General features: G+C 51.3%; 18 protein-coding genes. 7 read left to right on the top strand and 11 right to left on the bottom strand.

The genetic code is table 11. From position 1 onward, the window contains the following. The first annotated feature begins 2 nt into the window (after positions 1–2). The 3 genes from ACLO87_RS12865 to ACLO87_RS12855 are packed head-to-tail and all read left to right on the top strand — an operon-like array spanning position 3 to position 4,262. Positions 3–656: a phosphatase PAP2 family protein gene (locus ACLO87_RS12865; RefSeq protein WP_430223908.1), complete on the top strand. Its 654-nt coding sequence runs from the start codon at positions 3–5 to the stop codon at positions 654–656. After that, positions 643–1,749, top strand: a complete 1,107-nt coding sequence (locus tag ACLO87_RS12860) for a sterol desaturase family protein (RefSeq protein WP_430223907.1) — start codon at positions 643–645, stop codon at positions 1,747–1,749. The genes ACLO87_RS12865 and ACLO87_RS12860 overlap by 14 nt, the downstream gene beginning before the upstream one ends. A 29-nt stretch (positions 1,750–1,778) precedes the next feature. Then, a complete protein-coding gene (locus ACLO87_RS12855) occupies positions 1,779–4,262 on the top strand; it encodes a fimbria/pilus outer membrane usher protein (RefSeq protein ID WP_430223906.1) in 2,484 nt (827 codons plus the stop codon). Here the strand turns inward: ACLO87_RS12855 and ACLO87_RS12850 are convergent. Then, positions 4,237–5,877 carry an ABC-F family ATP-binding cassette domain-containing protein gene (locus tag ACLO87_RS12850; protein WP_430223905.1) on the bottom strand — a complete coding sequence of 547 codons (1,641 nt, stop codon included), beginning with the start codon at positions 5,875–5,877 and terminating at the stop codon, positions 4,237–4,239. The two genes, ACLO87_RS12855 and ACLO87_RS12850, sit on opposite strands and share 26 nt — an antisense overlap. 274 nt (positions 5,878–6,151) lie before the next feature. Between ACLO87_RS12850 and ACLO87_RS12845 the strand changes: the two genes are divergently transcribed. From ACLO87_RS12845 to ACLO87_RS12835, 3 genes are all read left to right on the top strand, one after another. Continuing rightward, positions 6,152–6,871, top strand: coding sequence for an ion channel (locus ACLO87_RS12845; RefSeq protein ID WP_430223904.1), 720 nt, complete (start codon positions 6,152–6,154; stop codon positions 6,869–6,871). A gap of 113 nt (positions 6,872–6,984) precedes the next feature. Further along, a complete protein-coding gene (locus tag ACLO87_RS12840; RefSeq protein ID WP_430223903.1) occupies positions 6,985–7,533 on the top strand; it encodes a hypothetical protein in 549 nt (182 codons plus the stop codon). After that, positions 7,530–8,024 (top strand): hypothetical protein, encoded by a 495-nt coding sequence (locus tag ACLO87_RS12835; protein ID WP_430223902.1) that lies wholly within the window; start codon positions 7,530–7,532, stop codon positions 8,022–8,024. Before ACLO87_RS12840 ends, ACLO87_RS12835 begins: the two co-directional genes overlap by 4 nt. On the opposite strand, the gene ACLO87_RS12830 is transcribed toward ACLO87_RS12835, so the two are convergent. The 10 genes from ACLO87_RS12830 to ACLO87_RS12785 all read right to left on the bottom strand — a co-directional run bounded on the left by ACLO87_RS12830 (position 8,025) and on the right by ACLO87_RS12785 (position 16,880). Continuing rightward, on the bottom strand, positions 8,025–8,483 hold the full coding sequence (locus ACLO87_RS12830; RefSeq protein WP_135866006.1) for a GAF domain-containing protein: 459 nt from the start codon (positions 8,481–8,483) through the stop codon (positions 8,025–8,027). 179 nt (positions 8,484–8,662) lie between these two features. Beyond that, on the bottom strand, positions 8,663–9,016 hold the full coding sequence (locus ACLO87_RS12825; protein WP_135866004.1) for a RidA family protein: 354 nt from the start codon (positions 9,014–9,016) through the stop codon (positions 8,663–8,665). Positions 9,017–9,031: 15 nt separating this feature from the next. Next, positions 9,032–10,177, bottom strand: coding sequence for an NAD(P)/FAD-dependent oxidoreductase (locus tag ACLO87_RS12820; protein WP_430223901.1), 1,146 nt, complete (start codon positions 10,175–10,177; stop codon positions 9,032–9,034). After that, the gene (locus tag ACLO87_RS12815) at positions 10,170–11,585 is read right to left on the bottom strand and encodes an FAD-dependent oxidoreductase (RefSeq protein WP_430223900.1); all 1,416 of its coding nucleotides are present in this window, start codon (positions 11,583–11,585) and stop codon (positions 10,170–10,172) included. Before ACLO87_RS12815 ends, ACLO87_RS12820 begins: the two co-directional genes overlap by 8 nt. Next, a complete protein-coding gene (locus tag ACLO87_RS12810) occupies positions 11,578–11,898 on the bottom strand; it encodes a (2Fe-2S)-binding protein (RefSeq protein WP_135865998.1) in 321 nt (106 codons plus the stop codon). Before ACLO87_RS12810 ends, ACLO87_RS12815 begins: the two co-directional genes overlap by 8 nt. Further along, positions 11,888–13,024: an NAD(P)/FAD-dependent oxidoreductase gene (locus ACLO87_RS12805; protein ID WP_430223899.1), complete on the bottom strand. Its 1,137-nt coding sequence runs from the start codon at positions 13,022–13,024 to the stop codon at positions 11,888–11,890. The genes ACLO87_RS12810 and ACLO87_RS12805 overlap by 11 nt, the downstream gene beginning before the upstream one ends. A gap of 6 nt (positions 13,025–13,030) precedes the next feature. Beyond that, positions 13,031–13,834 (bottom strand): ABC transporter permease, encoded by an 804-nt coding sequence (locus ACLO87_RS12800; RefSeq protein ID WP_135865995.1) that lies wholly within the window; start codon positions 13,832–13,834, stop codon positions 13,031–13,033. 9 nt (positions 13,835–13,843) lie between these two features. Then, on the bottom strand, positions 13,844–14,713 hold the full coding sequence (locus ACLO87_RS12795; RefSeq protein ID WP_430223898.1) for an ABC transporter permease: 870 nt from the start codon (positions 14,711–14,713) through the stop codon (positions 13,844–13,846). Beyond that, the gene (locus ACLO87_RS12790; RefSeq protein ID WP_430223897.1) at positions 14,710–15,777 is read right to left on the bottom strand and encodes an ABC transporter ATP-binding protein; all 1,068 of its coding nucleotides are present in this window, start codon (positions 15,775–15,777) and stop codon (positions 14,710–14,712) included. Before ACLO87_RS12790 ends, ACLO87_RS12795 begins: the two co-directional genes overlap by 4 nt. Positions 15,778–15,848: 71 nt before the next feature. Then, positions 15,849–16,880: an ABC transporter substrate-binding protein gene (locus ACLO87_RS12785; protein ID WP_135867049.1), complete on the bottom strand. Its 1,032-nt coding sequence runs from the start codon at positions 16,878–16,880 to the stop codon at positions 15,849–15,851. 144 nt (positions 16,881–17,024) lie between these two features. Between ACLO87_RS12785 and ACLO87_RS12780 the strand changes: the two genes are divergently transcribed. Beyond that, positions 17,025–17,951 (top strand): LysR substrate-binding domain-containing protein, encoded by a 927-nt coding sequence (locus ACLO87_RS12780; protein WP_430223896.1) that lies wholly within the window; start codon positions 17,025–17,027, stop codon positions 17,949–17,951. Positions 17,952–17,965: the final 14 nt, after the last annotated feature.

Raw genomic sequence — 17,965 nt, 5'->3', positions numbered from 1 at the left:
TCATGTCAGGTAGTATGGCAATGTCTTTGCAGGCGTCATGGCGGCAGTCGTTAGCCTATAGATTATGGTGGATGGCATGGGGTTGGGGAACCGTAGGTGTGGTCTACAGCCTGACGGATTACTGGCAAGGTGCAGGGCATGTGGTTCCTGAAACATGGCTGGATCAGGTGATTTCCTATGACCAAAGTGCGATTGTGGGGTACTTGTCGTTCTTTGTGCTGATACCAGCGGCGTACTTATTTGCCGAGCTTTCCAGAGTGCGAATGCTGGCACGGCAAATGCAATGGGGCGCACTGTTCTGTGGGGCCATTTACCTGCTGTACCCGACCACCATTGTGTATCCGCCTATAGAGCTAGGTACGTGGACGGGGCCGTGGGTGACATGGTTGTTACATATAGATTCCAGTCAAAACTGTGTGCCTTCGCTGCATATCTTGTTATCGTTATTAGCGGTACATGCGGTATGGCACCGTAAGAGCTGGTGGGTGAAAAGTGGTTATGCTGGTTGGCTGGTATGGATTACGTATACCGTGCTGCAATTAAAACGGCATTTGCTCATCGATGTGATGGCGGCTGTGGTGGTAGCGATAGTAGTGATTGCCTTGAGTGCGTATTGGCGGGCAAATAGAGCAGAGGTGCAGGGTGACGCAGATTAATCTGATGGTTTTCCCTCTGGCGTTTATGCTGTTTTTTATTGTGGCCGAGATGTTTGTGCTGCAATGGCAGGGTAGAGGATCAGAGTTCAGCTGGAAAGACACTATTTTGAACCTGAATTCTGGGCACGTAGTGTTGTGGCTGTTTAGAGGCTTTGAGGTCTTTGTATTCGGGTGGGTAGCCAGTCACTGGAGTTTGGATGTGATCTCGCGCTGGCCTGTGGTGTGGCAGTGGGTATTTGGCTTCATTGTTTGGGATTTTTGTTTCTACGTGCTGCATTACACGCATCACAAAATTGGTTTACTGTGGGCCATTCACGAAGTGCACCACGAAGGGCGCTACTTCAATGTGTCGTTGGGGGCACGTAACTCCTGGTACTCATCCTTAAGCTCTATCCCTTTCTTTGTGTGGATGGCATTTTTAGGGTTGCCCGTAGAGATCTTTTTGGTGGTTTCTACCATTCATTATGGCGTGCAACTATTCAATCATAATGCCGTGACACCACGTTTACTGTGGTTGGAAAGCTTTATGGTGACGCCTAATCACCACCGTGTGCACCATGGCGATCATCCGGTGTATCACGACACGAATTTCGGTGGCACCTTCCTGATTTGGGACAAGTTATTCGGCACCTATAAAACTGCGCAGCCCGAGTACCCCGTGTGCTATGGGGTTACAGGGCATGATGCCTCTACGAATCCTGTACATACCAATCATGACCCGTTACGTAGATGGCTACGTAAGCCCATACTCAAACGCCCAGCCATTACGGCTCAGTGGCCGGCATGGGTGATTGCTACAGCCGGTGTAGGCTTGTTTGTGGTGGTGTTGCTGTATGTGGCGGGTGATGGGTATTGGGAAGTGTGGCAGCAATATTCTATTTTCACGTTATTGGTGCTGGGAACAGTAGCGATTGGAGGCTTATCGGAGGGTAGAAACTGGGCGCGCTGGGGCTGGATTGCAGTGGTAATGGGCCTTGCTGTGTGGGTGATAGGGGTACTGGCATGGCATCAGTGGTACTGGTGGTTATGTTTGGGCGCCTTGGGCATACATGCCTTGTGGGTGGCGCTACACCGTCCGTCGCCCGTGGCCTAAACCAGTAAGCGGCGCGACTCGCACAGCAGATGAATACCGTATTTCGTTTTCTCTATGTGTGCAGTGTGGTCAGTGCAGGTAGCCTGTTCACCAGTAGTGGCGCATGCGCGCAACCGTTGCCCGATTGGATAGCACAAGAAGTAGAGCAACTGAACCAAGAAGATGTCATGGTGCCGGATGGGGGTGTGATTCCTGGCAGCTATGGCATGCACTTGTACGTGAACAACCGCTTAGTCGATGTACTGGAAATTCCGTTTGCCCAAAAGGGGACGGGGGCACAACGCAAATTACTCCCCTGCTTAACCGAAGAGAGCCTGCGCAATGCAGGCATCTGGTTATTTCAGCCCTCTACTTTTCAAAGTGGCGAACGCTTGTGTTTGGATTTAGATAGACTGCGCTACATCACCTATAAAGCCGACTGGGAAGACCGCTCTTTGCTACTAACCGTGCCACAAGCCTATTTGGATGTGCAGAAGTTGCAGCAAGTAGAGGAAGGTCTATGGGATGACGGCATAGATAACGCTTTTTTGAACTATGCGTATTCGGCCTCGCGAAATGCGAACAAGCGAGAGCAATACCTGAACATACGACCTGGCATCAACTTTGGAGCATGGCGTTACCGTAATTATTCGGTATGGCACAAAGATGATATTTCCCAAAGCTGGGAAAACCTGAATAACACGTTATCGCGCAACATACGCTCGTTGCACAGTGAACTGGTATTGGGCGATGTGTATTCGTCAGCGACAGTGTTTGACTCTATTCAGTTCAGGGGCGTCATGTTGCAAAGTAGCGAGCAAATGCGCCCTGTAGGGGAACGTAATTATGTGCCTGCAGTGAGTGGGGTGGCGAGTACGGATGCGCGTGTGACCATACGGCAAAATGGCCAAGTGGTGTACCAAAGCTCGGTACCAGCGGGGCACTTCACAATTACTGATTACTCGCCTGCTAGCTATGGCGGCAATTTACATGTGACGGTGCAAGAGTCTGATGGCAGTACCAATGAGTTCATTGTGCCTTTTGCCTCTGTGCCTATCCTGGAACGTAAGGGTGGGGTGAAATACAGCGTATCAGCAGGGCGTTATCTAGAAGATAGCTGGGATGGTGCGCACCACAACGTGGCGCAGGCGGAGCTGGTCTACGGCCTTAGTGATTTCACCACGTTCTACGGCGGTACGCAGGTGACGAACGACTACCGAGCTGCCGCGCTAGGTATAGGGCTAAATTTGGGGCAGTTTGGTGCGTTGTCTAGCGGGGTGAAATACGCACGCTACGATACGCGTCATGAAGGCACACGAAGTGGCCGTGCGTTAGTGATGGACTATGCCAAAGGGGTGACTAGCACCAACACAAGGTTCTCGTTTAGCTTGCAGCAGCAGTTGGATAAAAACTATCTGAACTTTAAAGACGCGATTGCTTTTGATAGGCCTGCAGATCAAGAAAAGAACCGTGTGGGGGCATCTATTGTGCAGGGCTTGCCCGACAGCCTGGGGGCGCTGAATGCCGACATGGTGTATCAACGTTTTAGAAGTGGGCGCGATATACGCTCATTAAGCGTGGGTTACACAGGCACGTATAAAGGTATTAATTACGGCCTGTACTTCCGTCGCTATCAAGATACGGGTAGGGAGCGTAGCGCAATGGCGTCGGCAGAGCGTGGGCGTAACTCCAGCGAAGTGATGTTCACCGTGGGCATTCCGTTATCGCGTAAAGGGGAGAACAGTTTGCGGGCGGGCTACACCATCAGTCATAACAACGACGGTATGGTGGATCAGAGTGTGCGGTTGGATGGCGATGCTTACGATAAACGGCTGAGCTGGGGTGTGCAGCAAGGTTATGGCACGCACGGTACGGCAAATTATGGTGGTGTGAACGCGGTGTACAGAGGTGGCTTTGGTGAAATGAATGCAGCGTTCTCCTACGCGCGGCATAACCACAGCACTGTGAGTTATGGGATGACAGGGGCAGTGACGGCATCGGAGTATGGCGTGGTGTTTTCTCATCCACTGTCTGAGTCCAATGCCATGGTGGTTGCACCAGATGCTGAAGGCATACGGGTATTGAATGGTGTCAATGTGCATACCGATGAAGACGGCTTGGCAGTCGTGCCTGGCTTATCTGCATACCGTAATAACACCATTAGGTTAGACAGTCGTAGTTTGCCTCTGAATGTGGATGTAAGCCGCTTGTCGCAAACAGACTTGTACCCCACCAAGGGGGCATTGGTATTGGCAGAGTTCCAGACCACCAAAGGCTACAAAATCATGCTGCTGTTTGGTAACCAGGATATCCCATCTGGCGCACGCGCCTACTTGGAAGATGAGTTGGGTCAATATTTCACGGTAGGGGCGTTTAACCAGTTGTATATGGTGTCGCCCACGCCTGCCGGCAAGCTTGCTATTTTCTGGCCAGAAGGCGAAGCGTGGCAGCAGTGTTTTGTGGACTTTGACGTGTCCAATACTGAAACCCATAACGACATACACTTAATTACAGCAGATTGTCAGTCTGAGTAGGCGGTAGTTCTTCTAGTTGCCAGCCTATGTTGGTAGCGTTAAGAGCATGCGTCAAGGCTAATTGGTCTAGAAAATGGCTGTCGTGAGACACCACCATAAGGCTGCCTTGGTAGTGGCGCAGCATGTGTTCTAAAGCATGTAGAGCGGGTAAGTCTAAGTGGTTACTGGGTTCGTCTAACAGTAGAAGGTGAGGCGGTTCATCGGCATAGAGTAGGCACGCTAACGCGGCTTTAATGCGTTCACCACCACTGAGTTGCGCGGTGGGTAGTAGGATGCGTTGGCTATCTAAACCTAAATGCACCAACCGAGTACGTAAGTTGCCTTCGGCGGTTTTTGGGGCTGCATCACGCAGTTGTTCTAGGACGGTACGTTGTGGATCCAGGGTGTGCAGGTGTTGATCCAAATAGGCAAAAGGCACATTGACTTGCCTAGCACCAGATAATGGCTCAACGTGCCCGGCAATGACTTTTAATAGAGTGGATTTTCCACAACCATTTGGGCCATGAACGGCTACGCGCTGGCGACCATAGAGTGTAAAGGTGATGGACCGCAGTGCTTGGTCACCATGAGGTAACACGATTTCTTCTAATACCACGGCACGTTGTTGTGTGGGTGGTGCCCCATGCACTGCGTGTATGGCCGTGATGCTTTCTTGGGTTAATTGCTGCTGTGCCTGCTGTAATTGTTGACCAAGTTGCTGCAGCCGGGTGGCCTGTTGTTGATGAATGCGGCCAGCCGAGCTTTCACTGCGTTCCTTTTGTCTATCCAGCAATATTTTGGCTTGATTGGCTTCTTTGCCGTGTTTGGTGCCTTGAGCCTGCCTTTTGGTTTGGCGCTCTTGCAGCATTTGCAGGCGTTTATGCTCTTGTTTCTGGGTGTGTTGCAGGTGTTCCAATGCTTGTGTGGCTGCAGCATGAGCAATGGCTTTTTGTTCACTGTAGAACTGGTAATTACCGCCGTAACTCTGGATGCTAGTAGGGGTGAGCTCGATAATATGCTCCACCGTACTGAGTAGAGCTCTATCGTGACTAATTAACAGCAAGCCGTTGGGCCACTGTTGTAGCTGCTGTTGTAAGGCTGCGCGGCTGCGGCTGTCCAAGTGATTGGTAGGCTCATCCAAAATGAGCAAATCTACGTTGCTCAGTAGGGCACCGGCCAGTGCTAAGCGCATACACTCACCGCCACTAAGTTGCTGTGCCGGTGTGTGGGCGTTCAGGTGGCCAAGTCCAGTGTTGTCTAGCGCTTGTTGCAACTGTTGGCGTACATCCCAACGGTCAGCCAGCACATCAAAGTGCAGGCTGTCTGTACTGCCAGCTTCTATGTGCTGTAAGGCGGTTAGGGCATCCTCTATACCCAGCAACGAGGCAATGGTGGTGCTGTCATTGATGGGGATATGTTGTGGCAAGTAGCGGACCGAACCCAAACGTTGGCAGCGCCCGTGACTGGGTATGAGCTCGCCTGCCATAATGCGAGCCAACATACTTTTGCCCACACCATTGCGACCCACTAGTCCTGTGCGGGCGCTGTCTAGACTAAGGCTTAAGTCAGAAAAAAGAATACGTCCGTCGGGCAAGGTATAGCCGACGTTATCAAGCAAGAGATAAGGAGGTGTCATGCGCGTAACCGTAGAGTAATGCCGTACATCCCCGCTAAGAAAGGGGGGCGAAAACAGGCCGTCAATATGTGAACGGCGGCATTACTGGCGCATGGGCGTAGTACCTCGATGGGGGATAAGAGTTTTTAGTATAGAGCGAGGAAAACGTCGCTGTCTAGAAATGAGGTTTTTTATAAGGTGGTAAGCCTTTTGTCGTGTATGCTTGGCGACAATCCCTCGTGAAGGACCTAGGGTACGGTAGTAGCCGTGGAATCAATCCCAATGTGGTGTTTGTATGTCATCGAACAACGATCAGAAAAGAAATTGGCAAAGTGATGTAGAGAAGGCCTTAAATGTGGTCACCATCATTTTGACCGTTATATTGATTATCTGTATTTCCATAGAAACATTTGAAGATAAGCTATCTCAAGGGCGTTCTATTTACCTCACCATACAGTTTTGGATCTGCGGGTATTTCTTACTGGATTTTCTCATCCTTTTCTTGTTGGCGAAAAATAGACGACGCTTCTTCTGGCGCTATTTTGTAGTGATATTCCTTTCTATACCGTACCTGTATATTTTTGAGTATTTCTCTATAGATTTCTCACACGAGGTGACCTATTTGCTGCGCTTTGTGCCCGTTTTGCGTGGGGGCGCTGCCTTAGTGGTACTGACGCGTATCGTGGTGCGCAATAGCATTACCAGTTTGTTCATTTCGTACATAGTGATTTTCTTCTCACTGATTTATTCCCAGACACTGATCTTTTATATTTTTGAGGTGGGGGTGAATAAACAGGTGAAAGACTATTACGACGTCTTATGGTGGGCAGCCATGATGGTGACTACTGTAGGCTCCGATATCATTGCGCAAACGCCTATAGGTAAAGTATCGGCTACTACTTTGGCGGTAATAGGTATGACCACTTTCCCTATTTTTACGGTCTATATCACGTCGGTGATTCAACGTATGAATCAGGCAGACGAGAAAGTACCTGTTGCTCAAAAAGATAATTAAAAAATGGTAGTGGGCTCGCTTCTTTTAAAAGCTTTACTTTCTTTTACCGTCTAGACGGGGCGTGTCCGTTACACTCGGGTGGTTGTTATTTCGCTCGAGGTGGAAAAACTGTTATGCGCCGGATTAAAAACGCCTGCGTAACACGTCAAACTACACGTGCCATGTGGCTAGTTTTAGCCGGGTGGCTGCTGTCTGGTTGCAGTTCCATGTTGACCGAAGGTAGTAGTGCAGCCGCTGGTATAGCGGGGGTTGCCATTGCCGACAGAATCACGGATAACGCGGCGGCCGCAACGGGCATAGGTTTAGGGGTGCAAGCTGCAACGCGCGCTGGTGTGCAATATATGCAGCGTACTACTAGAGCAGAAGAACAAGATGCGATTGCACTGGCTGCCAGCACCTTGCAAGTAGGTGATGTAGCCGAATGGCAGGTCAGCCATCAAATCCCCATTGAAGAAGATGCTTACGGCCAAGTGACGGTCAGTAGACTCATGGGTGGTATGGGGCTGCAATGCAAAGAAGTGGTGTTTTCGGTGGTGTCTGTAGAGGCCGATGAACCGGAGCGTGAACAAGAGTTTTATGTCAGCACTATTTGCCAAGACGGCAAGGTGTGGCGTTGGGCGAATGCGGAACCCGCAACCTCGCGGTGGGGCTCACTGCAATGATGGGATGGCGTGGCCTAGTCTGTATAGGATCGCTGGTAGTGGGCTTGTCGGGGTGTGCATCATCCAATATTGGTAGTGCAGTAGGGGCAATTACCGGGGTGGCTGGTAGTGCGATTACCGCCAATCCAGCCATCGGTTTTAGTATAGGGGTGACCTTCCAAGCTGCTACCGACGCGTTAGTAAAATACGTACTGCGCGAATGGCAGAACGACCAACAAAACTACATGGCTAACTTGGCCGGTAGTTTGCCTATTGGGCAGACCGTTTCGTGGGAAGTGTCTAACACCATTCCTTATGGCAATGAGAAAGGGCAACTGGAAGTAGTGCGTGACATTGACAATGCACTCGCACGTTGTCGTGAGGTCTTATTTACGGTGGAAGGTGCGGAAGAGCAGGTAGTGCCCTACGTCACGTCTATATGCCATTACCAAGGTGAATGGCATTGGGCAGTAGCAGAACCGTCCGTAGAACGTTGGCAGGGCCTGCAGTAATTATTTGTACGATTCCAAAAACAGCGTGCACAGGGCTTGCATGCCCACTTCGTCTTCTGGGTTGAAGCGTGCCAACAAGGGGCTATCTACGTCCCATACACCAACTAACTCGCCATTGCGTACTAAAGGAACCACCAGTTCCGAGTTGGAATCTGCATCGCAGGCAATGTGGCCGTCAAAAGTATGTACATCGTCTACACGTTGGATGCGGCGTGTGGCAGCTGCTGTGCCGCATACTCCTTTGTTGAGCGCAATGCGTATACAGGCTGGTTTGCCTTGGAAAGGTCCTAGCACCAACTCTTTACCATCAAAGAAGTAAAAGCCCACCCAGTTCAGGCCAGGAATGGTGTTGTAGACCAGAGCGCTAAGGTTAGCAGCGTTGGCAATCTTGTCGTGCTCTCCATCGAACAAGCCTTTGGCTTGGGCTAGCAACGAGTCGTAATCGGTGTCAGGCATCATGATGGTTTTCCACGCAGAAGTTAGAAAGCTTTATTGTAGCGTGTGAAAAATATAGAACTAGACGTCTGAATGTATCAGCGATGAGTAAGCGTTACAGTGCAGCGTGTCATGATGAGATGCTGGCAGGGGGCAACTATAGAAACGCCCTTTCCAGAACAGAAAGGGCGTTGAGGTGCGTATTAAACCGCAGCAGAAACGATGATTTCTACCAACAGTTCAGGTGCTGCCAGCTTGGCTTCGCAGGTTGCGCGTGTAGGCATGTTGGCTTTGTCTGCCCATTCGCCCCATACGGCGTTCATGCCTGCGAAATCGCGGTCAATGTCTTTCAACCAGATTTGTACGTTCAGCAGGCGGGATTTATCAGTACCAGCTTGTGCCAGGTAACCGTCAATTTTTTGCAGTACTTCACGTGTTTGTGCACCAATGTCGCCGCTGCGGTCAGAGGCAGTTACACCAGCAACGTGGGCCACACCACCGTGAATTACAATACGGCTCAGACGTTCGTTACTATCAATGCGTTGAATATCACTCATGAGATTTCCTATAAATTAAGAAGGATGATCCCCGCTTTCTTGGAAGCGGGTGATGGAAAATGGATGGAGATCCAGCGAAGCACGGCCATCACAGACCAGTTCTGACACTAGGCGTCCAATCGCCGGGCTTAGTTGGAAGCCGTGAGCAGAAAAACCGAAAGCATGGGTAACGCCCTGCACCGTAGAGCTGGGGCTGATCACAGGAATGCTATCAGGCATAAATGCTTCTACCCCTGCCCAGACACGGTTGATGGCGACATGCTGTAGGTGTGGAAATAAATCAGTGACGGTTTGTGCGCTTTTGTACAGTGCAGCGGCATTGGCATCGGCGCAGCGTGCGACCTCATCGGCGTCACACATTAGGCTGCCGCCAATAACTACCGTGCCGTTATCAAACTGCTTGAACGACAATGGTCTACCCAACGCACCTAAAGTGGGGCGTACGAAGGGGGCCACCCGTTGGGTCACCATCAACATCAAACCGTTAGTTTTAGCGGGTGTTTCTTCGCCTAGTTGGCGGGCAAAACCATTGGCCCAAGCGCCTGCCGTGTTCACGATATGGCCACAGCGGAACTCTTGAGTGGCTGTGTGTACTACCCAATCAGCACCATGTGACTCAACCTTTAGCACGGGGGTTTGTTCGTGAATATGGGCGCCTAGCTGGCTCGCACTGTGCTTGAAGGCGACTACCGTTTGGAACGGTAGCGCATAGCCGTCACGCTTGGCCCAGATACCACCGTGTACATGGGGGCTGATGCTAGGCACCAACTTGCGCACATAAGCAGCATCAATCACTTCTTCGTGGTGAAAACCTAAGCTGTTGAGTAAGGCGACGCGTTCAGCCGCTACCTGCATTTCTGCTTCGTTTTCAGCCAGTTGTAATTGGCCACTGCCTACAAAACCGCAATCGTGACCTACTACTTCGGGCATACGGTGCCAGTAGTCGTCTAGAGCCATCAGTGAAATGGGAATTTCAGCCACATGTCTGCCTAGGCTACGTACACCACCAGCATTAACCCCCGAGGCGTGGCGGCCACAGTATTCGGCTTCCAGCAGTGTGACGGATAACCCGCGTTTGGCTAAATGATAGGCGGAAGACAAGCCTTGCAGGCCGCCACCTATCACCACGACATCGCAGTGCGTGTGGTCAGAGTTACTCATTGCCCGCTAACTCAGCCAGAGTAATGGGTTTAATAGGTGGACGTATGCGGTAATAACCTACGTCGCCGGCTTTGCGCTGCAGTTTGTCGGCAATCAGCTCGGTGACGGTAGTGCCACATTGACGGCCTTGGCAGGGGCCCATACCGCAACGGCCAAAGGCTTTAGCTTGGTTGGGACCCACACAGCCGTGTTCCACATATGAGTTGATGTCGGCGGCACTTACGGCCTCACAGCGGCACACCAGCGTGTCACCTGTAGGGATGCGGTTGGCTTTCTTTGGCTCGTACAGCGCATCAATAAAGGGGCGAATAGCAAGGTTACGGTTGAGGTCGTTGCGTAATGGTGCTGCCAGAGCGTCACGTTTGGCGTTGTCCAGTTTGCCCAGTTGTTGGCAAACTTCTAGAGCAGTGATTTTGCCTTGTAGGGCAGCAACGATTGCACCACCAATGCCTGCACCATCACCAGCGGTATAAATACCGGGTACGTCTAGGGCACCCCAATCAGAGGTAACAGGTACCCAGCACAACTGCTCGCTATTCCACTCGTGTTCGGCACGTAGTGACCAACTGATTTGGGTGTTGGGAATCACGCCTTGGTGCAGCAACACTACATCGGTTTTCAGTGTGTGCGAACGCCCTTGGCTGTGAAAACGGATGCTGTTGACGGTGTCGTCACCTTGGATCGCGATATCAGTACTGCCTTTGTAGACCGGAATGTTGGCCTTTTTAATGGCAGTAATCATGTTCAAGCCTTTGCGCAGGTAATTGAATGCACGCAGGGCAGGGAACAAGTGTGGCAAGGCTGATTTGATGTCAGCGCGACTGCTGGTGTCGACGATGGCGGTAATGGCGACGTTAGCTTGTAAGTACTGGTAGGCCAGTAAGTACAGCAATGGGCCGCAACCCGCCAGTACGACAGCACCGTTAGGCACTACACCGGCGCTTTTTAGTAGGATTTGGGCACCACCACCACTGAGTACGCCGGGTGTAGTCCAGCCGGATACAGGGAAGGGGCGCTCCATAGCACCAGTTGCCAAAATGACGTGGTCAGCTTGTACGGTGATGCTTTTGCCATCTTTTTTATAACTGACTTGGCGGTCACGGTTAACCTGCCAAACCGTGCTGTTGGGCGAATAGTCTATCAGTGAGTTTTTAGCCGCTTCGGCGATTTTCTCGCCAGCAACGTAGTCCGGTCCCAAGATCGCTTTGCGTTCGGCATTGGTACGCGTAATAGAACGGTAAATCTGACCGCCCATGCTGTTTTGCTCATCCAGCAAAAGTGTTTTGATACCGTGTTGTGCGCATTCGCTAGCTGCCGACAAACCAGCAGGGCCAGCTCCAATAATCACCACAGGCACGTGGCGAGAGGGCGCTTTAGCGTGTTGTGGATTAGCGGTCAGTTCAGTCATGACAGGTTTCCGTCGCATTTACAGTGTTGATACGCATTCCTTCAGCCACCTGGACCATACAGGACTGCACATTGGGTACATCATCAATTTCAACCAAACATTCAAAGCAGACGCCCATCATGCAGTAGGGGCCGCGAGCGCTGTTGTCAGCAAGATTGCGTCGAATGGCTGCGGGACCCAGCGTGAGCAGTGCGGCGGCAACCGACAGGTCGTTGGTCACGCTATGCGAGGTGCCATTTACCACAATGGTGACGCAGGGAGCGTTGTGATCTGTGGCAAGAGGTAGTTTTCTAAATAAGGCTTTAGTGAGCATGTTCTTCTCCCAGCGGGCTGGTGCGTGCTGCGTTGAAACGATTGGCCGTGAAGGCCTGAATGGCTTCAGGTTTTTGATCACCCGCGATCCATGGCGCAAGAGTGAGCGCATGATTAGCAGCTAGCGTGACACCGCTATGGCAGGTGACCAAGAAGGCGCCAGGCATGCTGCTGGATTCTTGATAAATAGGGAAACCGTCGGGGCTCATGATGCGTAAGGCGGCCCACGACCGTACAACACGGGTGTTTGCCAATATGGGGAAGCAACGCACCGCGCGCTGTGCAATGTTTTGCAGTACAGGGGTAGTGGTCCCGTCGTTGTAGCCCACGTCTTCTAGCGAATCGCCCAGCTGTACGGTACCTTCATCGGTTTGGCGCACGTAATTGGTGGGGAAGTTTAAGAAGGTGGGTAGGCGCTCGGTAATTAGCACTTGGCCGCGATTGGGTTCTACAGGAGCATGTATGTCTACGTGCTGTGCTAGTTTTTTATTGGCTAAACCAGCGGCTAACACGACCTTCTTCGCAGCAAATTTGCCCGCAGCGGTATGACAAATGAATAAACCGCCTTTGCGTTCAATGCGCTCTACGGCAGCATTGCTATGCAGGGACACGCCTTGATGGTGCATGGCACGGTGTAGTGCCAAGAACAGCTTCAAGGGGTTTACATGCCCGTCCATGGGCGAGTAAGTAGCCCCCGGAATGGTGGGGCCAATGCTGGGTACTAACTCTTTAAGGGCCTTGTTATCCAGCACCTCAAAGTCATAGGGAGCACCCACCTCACCACGTAACCACTCTAGGTTTTTTACTTTGCTTTGTAGGTCGTCTTCGCTAAGGGCAAGGCTTAAGCCGCCTTTTTGCTGCAGGGCGACGTCTACGCCAGTTTGAGCTGTCAATGCACTGGCCAGTTCAGGCCATTGCGTGGCAGAGCGTAGGCTCCAACGCGCATAGTCTGACAAACCAGCGCCTTTACCTTGTACCCATACTAGGCCGAAGTTGCCGCGTGATGCTCTAAGGGTTTGGTCGCCTTCATCCAGAATGGTGACCTTTTGGTCTAGCCGGGATAATCCCCACGCTAGGGCGCTACCTACCAGTCCGGCGCCTACAACTACGATATCGGATGTGTGCACGTTTGCTTACCTGCTAGAGTTTTTACCAATAAGTACTTGGTCCAGACCAACAATCCTATCCAGCAGAACCATCAGAATTAATGTGCCCACAATAAGTACGGTGGATACAGAGGTCACCAGTGGATCGATGGTGTGGGTAATCTGGTTGTACATGGCGACTGGCAAGGTAGTGGTACCCGGTGTGGCCACGAATATAGTCATGGTTAACTCGTCGAAACTTTGTATGAAAGCAAGCATCCAGCCACCCACCACGCCCGGCAGAATCAGGGGGATAGTGATGCGTCGGAATGTGGTCCAGCGGGATGCACCTAATGACATGGCGGCATTTTCAGCATCGTTACCCATGCCCGTAGCAGCAGACAGTACCAAACGCAGGGCGTAAGGCATCACCACAATCACGTGGGTGAAGGCCAGCCAGATGAATGAACCGCTGATGCCCACAACGTTGAAAAAGCGTAGAAAAGCGACCCCCAATACTACTTGGGGAATCATCAACGGTGACATAAAGAAAGCTGTTACAACACCACGGCCGGTAAAGTTGTAGCGCACCAAAGCCAAGGCAGCAGGAATCGCTAACACAATCGCGATGGTGGCTGAAACCAAGCCAATACCTAGCGATAGCCAAAAGGCCGACACAATTTCACGGGCTTCAAAAATGGCGTAGAACCAGCGCAGTGACAAGCCGTCTGTAGGCAGGGAAATATAGCCTTTGTCGGTAAACGAAACGGCGATAACAATCAGTAGAGGGGCCAGGATAAACAGCGTGAACAACGCATGGTAGATCAGGGCAAGCCAAGAGTTTTTTCTCATGATTCTTCCTTAGGAGCTAAAGACTTGTTTGAAGCGGCGTTCAATCAAGCGGTTGGCGCCCAGAATGATGATGATGTTGGCAATCAGCAGAACGATGGCGATGGTAGCGCCCAACGGCCAGTTCAAGGTGCTGAGGAATTCATCGTAAGCAGCGGTAGCAACGACTTTCAGGCGTCGGCCGCCTAACAAAGCAGGGGTCGCAAACGCAGAGGCCGACATGGCAAAGACGATGATGCTGCCCGATAAAATGCCCGGCAAAATTTGCGGCAAGATAATGCGACGGGTCACGGTAGCGTTGGAAGCTCCCAGCGACAAACCGGCGTTTTCCACTTGAGGGTCTAGCTTTTGTAGTGATGCCCAGATGGAAATCACCATAAAAGGCACCATCACATGGGTCATGGCAATGACCACACCGCTCATGGTAAAGACCAAGCGTAGAGGCTCATCCACAATGCCTAAGGCCATTAGGACTTGGTTAATCAGGCCATTGTTGCCCAGCAAAATGGACCAGCCCAAGGTACGTACCACTACGGAAATTAGTAGTGGAGCCAGAATCAGTACAAGGAACAGCCCGCGCCATGGTCTGCGCATACGCGACAAAATCAGCGTTTCGGGTACCCCAATCAAAATACAGATAAATGTCACGCCCAAGGACATCAGTCCTGTACGCATGAAAATTTCGTGATAGTAGGGGTCGCCAAATACTTCCAGGTAGTTGGCCAACGTTAGCGTGTCTTGCACCCCAAACATGCCGTCAAACACCCTAAACGACAATACGGCTGTCAGGCCCAGCGGGACTAGCAGCATGGTCAGAAAAACAGCTAGACCCGGAGCAGTTAACAGCCAAGGCGCGCTACGAGATTGCGATGCCGTGGTCATGCCTCGTCTCCTGCTTCTACCAGACGCAGGTCGCTCTCTTCCCACAACACCGACACTTGCGTGCCTTCTTCGGGGGCATAGGCATTTTTGTTAGGCACACTGACGCGTAGCGTGCCCAGCGTGGTGTCCACATCTAGCATCCAGTTGGCACCCAAGAACAAACGTGTGGTGACTGTGCCAGTGAGGCCTTGCCCTACTGCGCTATCCAGACGAATTTTTTCAGGGCGGATGTTGACCTGCACTTTTTTACAGGTGAAGTCGTGGGTACGGGCAATAGCTACGGTGTAGTCAGGGTGAATCTGTACATGATGATGGGTGTCATCTTGCTTAACGATGAGGCCATCAAACGAATTTGTTTTACCCAAAAATCCAGAAGCAAAGCGTGATACGGGGTGTTCATACGCTTCATAGGGGGTAGCCAACTGCACAATACGGCCACCATGCATGACGGCGATGCGATCGCTCATGGTCATGGCTTCTACTTGATCGTGCGTAACCAAGATGGTGGTAATGCCTAAGCGACGCTGGATCATGCGCAGTTCTACGTGCATTTCTTCACGCAGCTTGGCGTCCAAGTTGGACATGGGTTCGTCCAACAGCAGTACTTCAGGTTTGATAGCCAAGGCACGTGCAATAGCGACACGTTGGCGTTGGCCACCCGACATTTCAGCGGGGTAACGTTTGCCCAGGCCATCCAGTCGCACCAGCGATAAGGTTTCTTCAATGCGTGCTTGGCGTTCAGACTTTGGCACGCCGCGCATCTCTAAACCAAAGCCCACGTTCTCGGCCACGGTCATGTGGGGGAAGAGGGCGTAGCTTTGAAACACAATCCCCATGCCGCGAGCTTCTGGACGCATACCAGTGATGTCTTTGCCGTTGACGCTGACACTGCCTGAGGTAGGGGAGAGAAAGCCAGCGATCATTTGTAGGGTCGTGGTCTTGCCGCAGCCAGAGGGGCCAAGCAAAGAAATGAATTCACCTTTTTCAATGCTCAGGCTTAAATCTTTTACGGCCTGAAAATCGCCAAAGGTCTTTCTAAGGTTTTGGATCTTGATGAAGCTCATGGTGTACCGGAACTGTGCAAAGAGAAAACAAAAGTGCCGACTTGGGAGTCAAGCCGGCACGAAACTCAAAATTAACGCTCTACTGTACGGTTCCAGCGGTTAGTCCACTGGGCGCGTTCTTTGTTGATGATGGTCCAATCTACGGTTTCCAGAGCAGCAATCTGGTCCTCACCGTAAGGCACTTTGGCGGCCACTTCTGGTGTCAGTTCAGTTTTGCTGTTCACGGGACCCCATGCTTGGCCGTCAGCCAGTAAGGCTTGGACTTCTGGGCTGACCAAGTATTGAATAAAGGCTTGTGCGACAGGGTTGTTTTCAGCGCGACCCGCTACAGGGCACACACCTGTCAGCAATACCATCGTGCCTTCTTGTGGGTAAACGAACTCGACCGGAAAGCCTGTCTCTTTCAGCGCTTCTACACGGCCACTACCCCATACGCCCAAGATGGCATCGCCGTTCTGGAACAGTTCAGTCATTTTGCCTGGTGAGGGTTCCCATGCCAGCACGTTCGGGCCAACTTGGTCGATCATGGCCTCAAAGCCTGGGTCTATATTGCTTTCGCCACCGCCACGCAGTTTGGCGAATTTGATCAGTGTTTGCAGACCGTAGCCGTTAGAAATAGGCGGGATCACCACTTTGTCTTTGAACTCTGTTTTGGTCAGATCTTCCCACGAAGTAGGAGCAGGCAAACCTGCTTTGGCAAAGGCGTCGGTGTTGTAGAACAAACCGGTCGCGACTACACCAATAGCCATGCTGGTATCAGAAATTTTGGCTAGTGGGTACAGGTCGTCGTACACCGGGGAAGGTTCGATGCTGCTACAGAGACCAAACTGATTTGCTTGGGCCAATGGGCCATCATCCAATAGGGCTACGTCAAACTCAGGACGGTTTTTTTGTGCAACCAGTTTGGCCAATGTATCGGTGGAGTTGCCCGCGACGTACATGACCTTCACGTTATGTTCTTTTTCAAAGTTTGGAATGATTTTTTCTTTGAACAATGTTTCCGTGGAGCCACCGTAGGCGCCAACGTTAAGAACTTCTTGTGCGGCAAGGTTGGTTGAGAAAGCAGTTAATACAGCAGCAAAGAGAACGGAGGTTCTAAGCATGATGTCTCCTATAGGATAATGTCATAAGTCTGAAAACGGGCTGATGGTGATCTAGAGCTATATATTTAATTGTTTTAATTTATAGTATTAATGAAATTTTAGTGTGACCAATGCTTATTTATAGACCTTGTATGTCTTTTTGCTATGACCGGAAAAATAACCTTACGATTACTAGAGGGTTTTAGAGCTGTAATGCAGGCTAAAACCGTGACTGCTGCGGCTTTGGTGCTAAATGTCTCGCAACCCGTGGTAACGCGGTTGATTCGGGATTTAGAAGAAAATATAGGGTTTTCACTGTTCGTTAGAGAACAAGGAAGACTGAAACCAACAGCCGAAGCGCTGATTTTGTATGAGGAAGTGCAACGGTCTTTGATCAGTGTGGATCGCATCTTACAAAGTGTGGAGATGTTGCGCGACGGTCATCAAGGCTATTTGCAGATCGCCGCTGCCCCCGCTTTAGCGTTGTCTTTTTTGCCCAAAATGATGGCTGGATTTAGTGCGCAGTACCCTGGTGCGCGGTTAACCCTGCACATGCACGGTTCAGAAACATCGCTGAATATGGTGTTGAGTGGTATGTGCGATATTGCTGTGGTGATGCTGTCTATGCGACAGTCAGGCACGTATGGCGAGCGTATTTTGTCCGGTCGTATGGTGTGCGTACTACCCGTAGGGCATAGACTTGCAGGGGAAGCAACGGTGGGGCCGTGGGATTTAAAAGGCGAAACCTTCTTATCGCATCCTCACGTGTTAGATACACGTTTGCAGATTGATGCTTTGTTTGCAGCACACGGCATTCAACGCGAAATGCGGTTGGAGTCGCAAATTTCGTACTCGTTGATAGAGTTAGTGGCAGCGGGGGCAGGGGTAGCGTTGGTAGACCCATTAACCGCGACCCTCTACAGGGGCGATGGCGTCGTGTTTGTGCCGTTTGACCCTATAGTGGTGAACCACTATTCGGTGGTCACCAGTTCAGAGCGCCCGCCTTCGGTGCTGCAAGAGCGCTTTATTGAACAGTTAAAGACGTCGTTATATGACACCTTGGCGCCTGAGTATAGGGTGGTAGGGGGCTAGGTTGTGATGCCAAA

It is taken from the genome of Paenalcaligenes sp. Me52, assembly GCF_050487965.1.
GTDB lineage: Bacteria > Pseudomonadota > Gammaproteobacteria > Burkholderiales > Burkholderiaceae_B > Paenalcaligenes.
The sequence above is the reverse complement of the archived record's forward strand: the minus strand, read 5'-3'. Positions and strand labels throughout refer to the sequence as shown.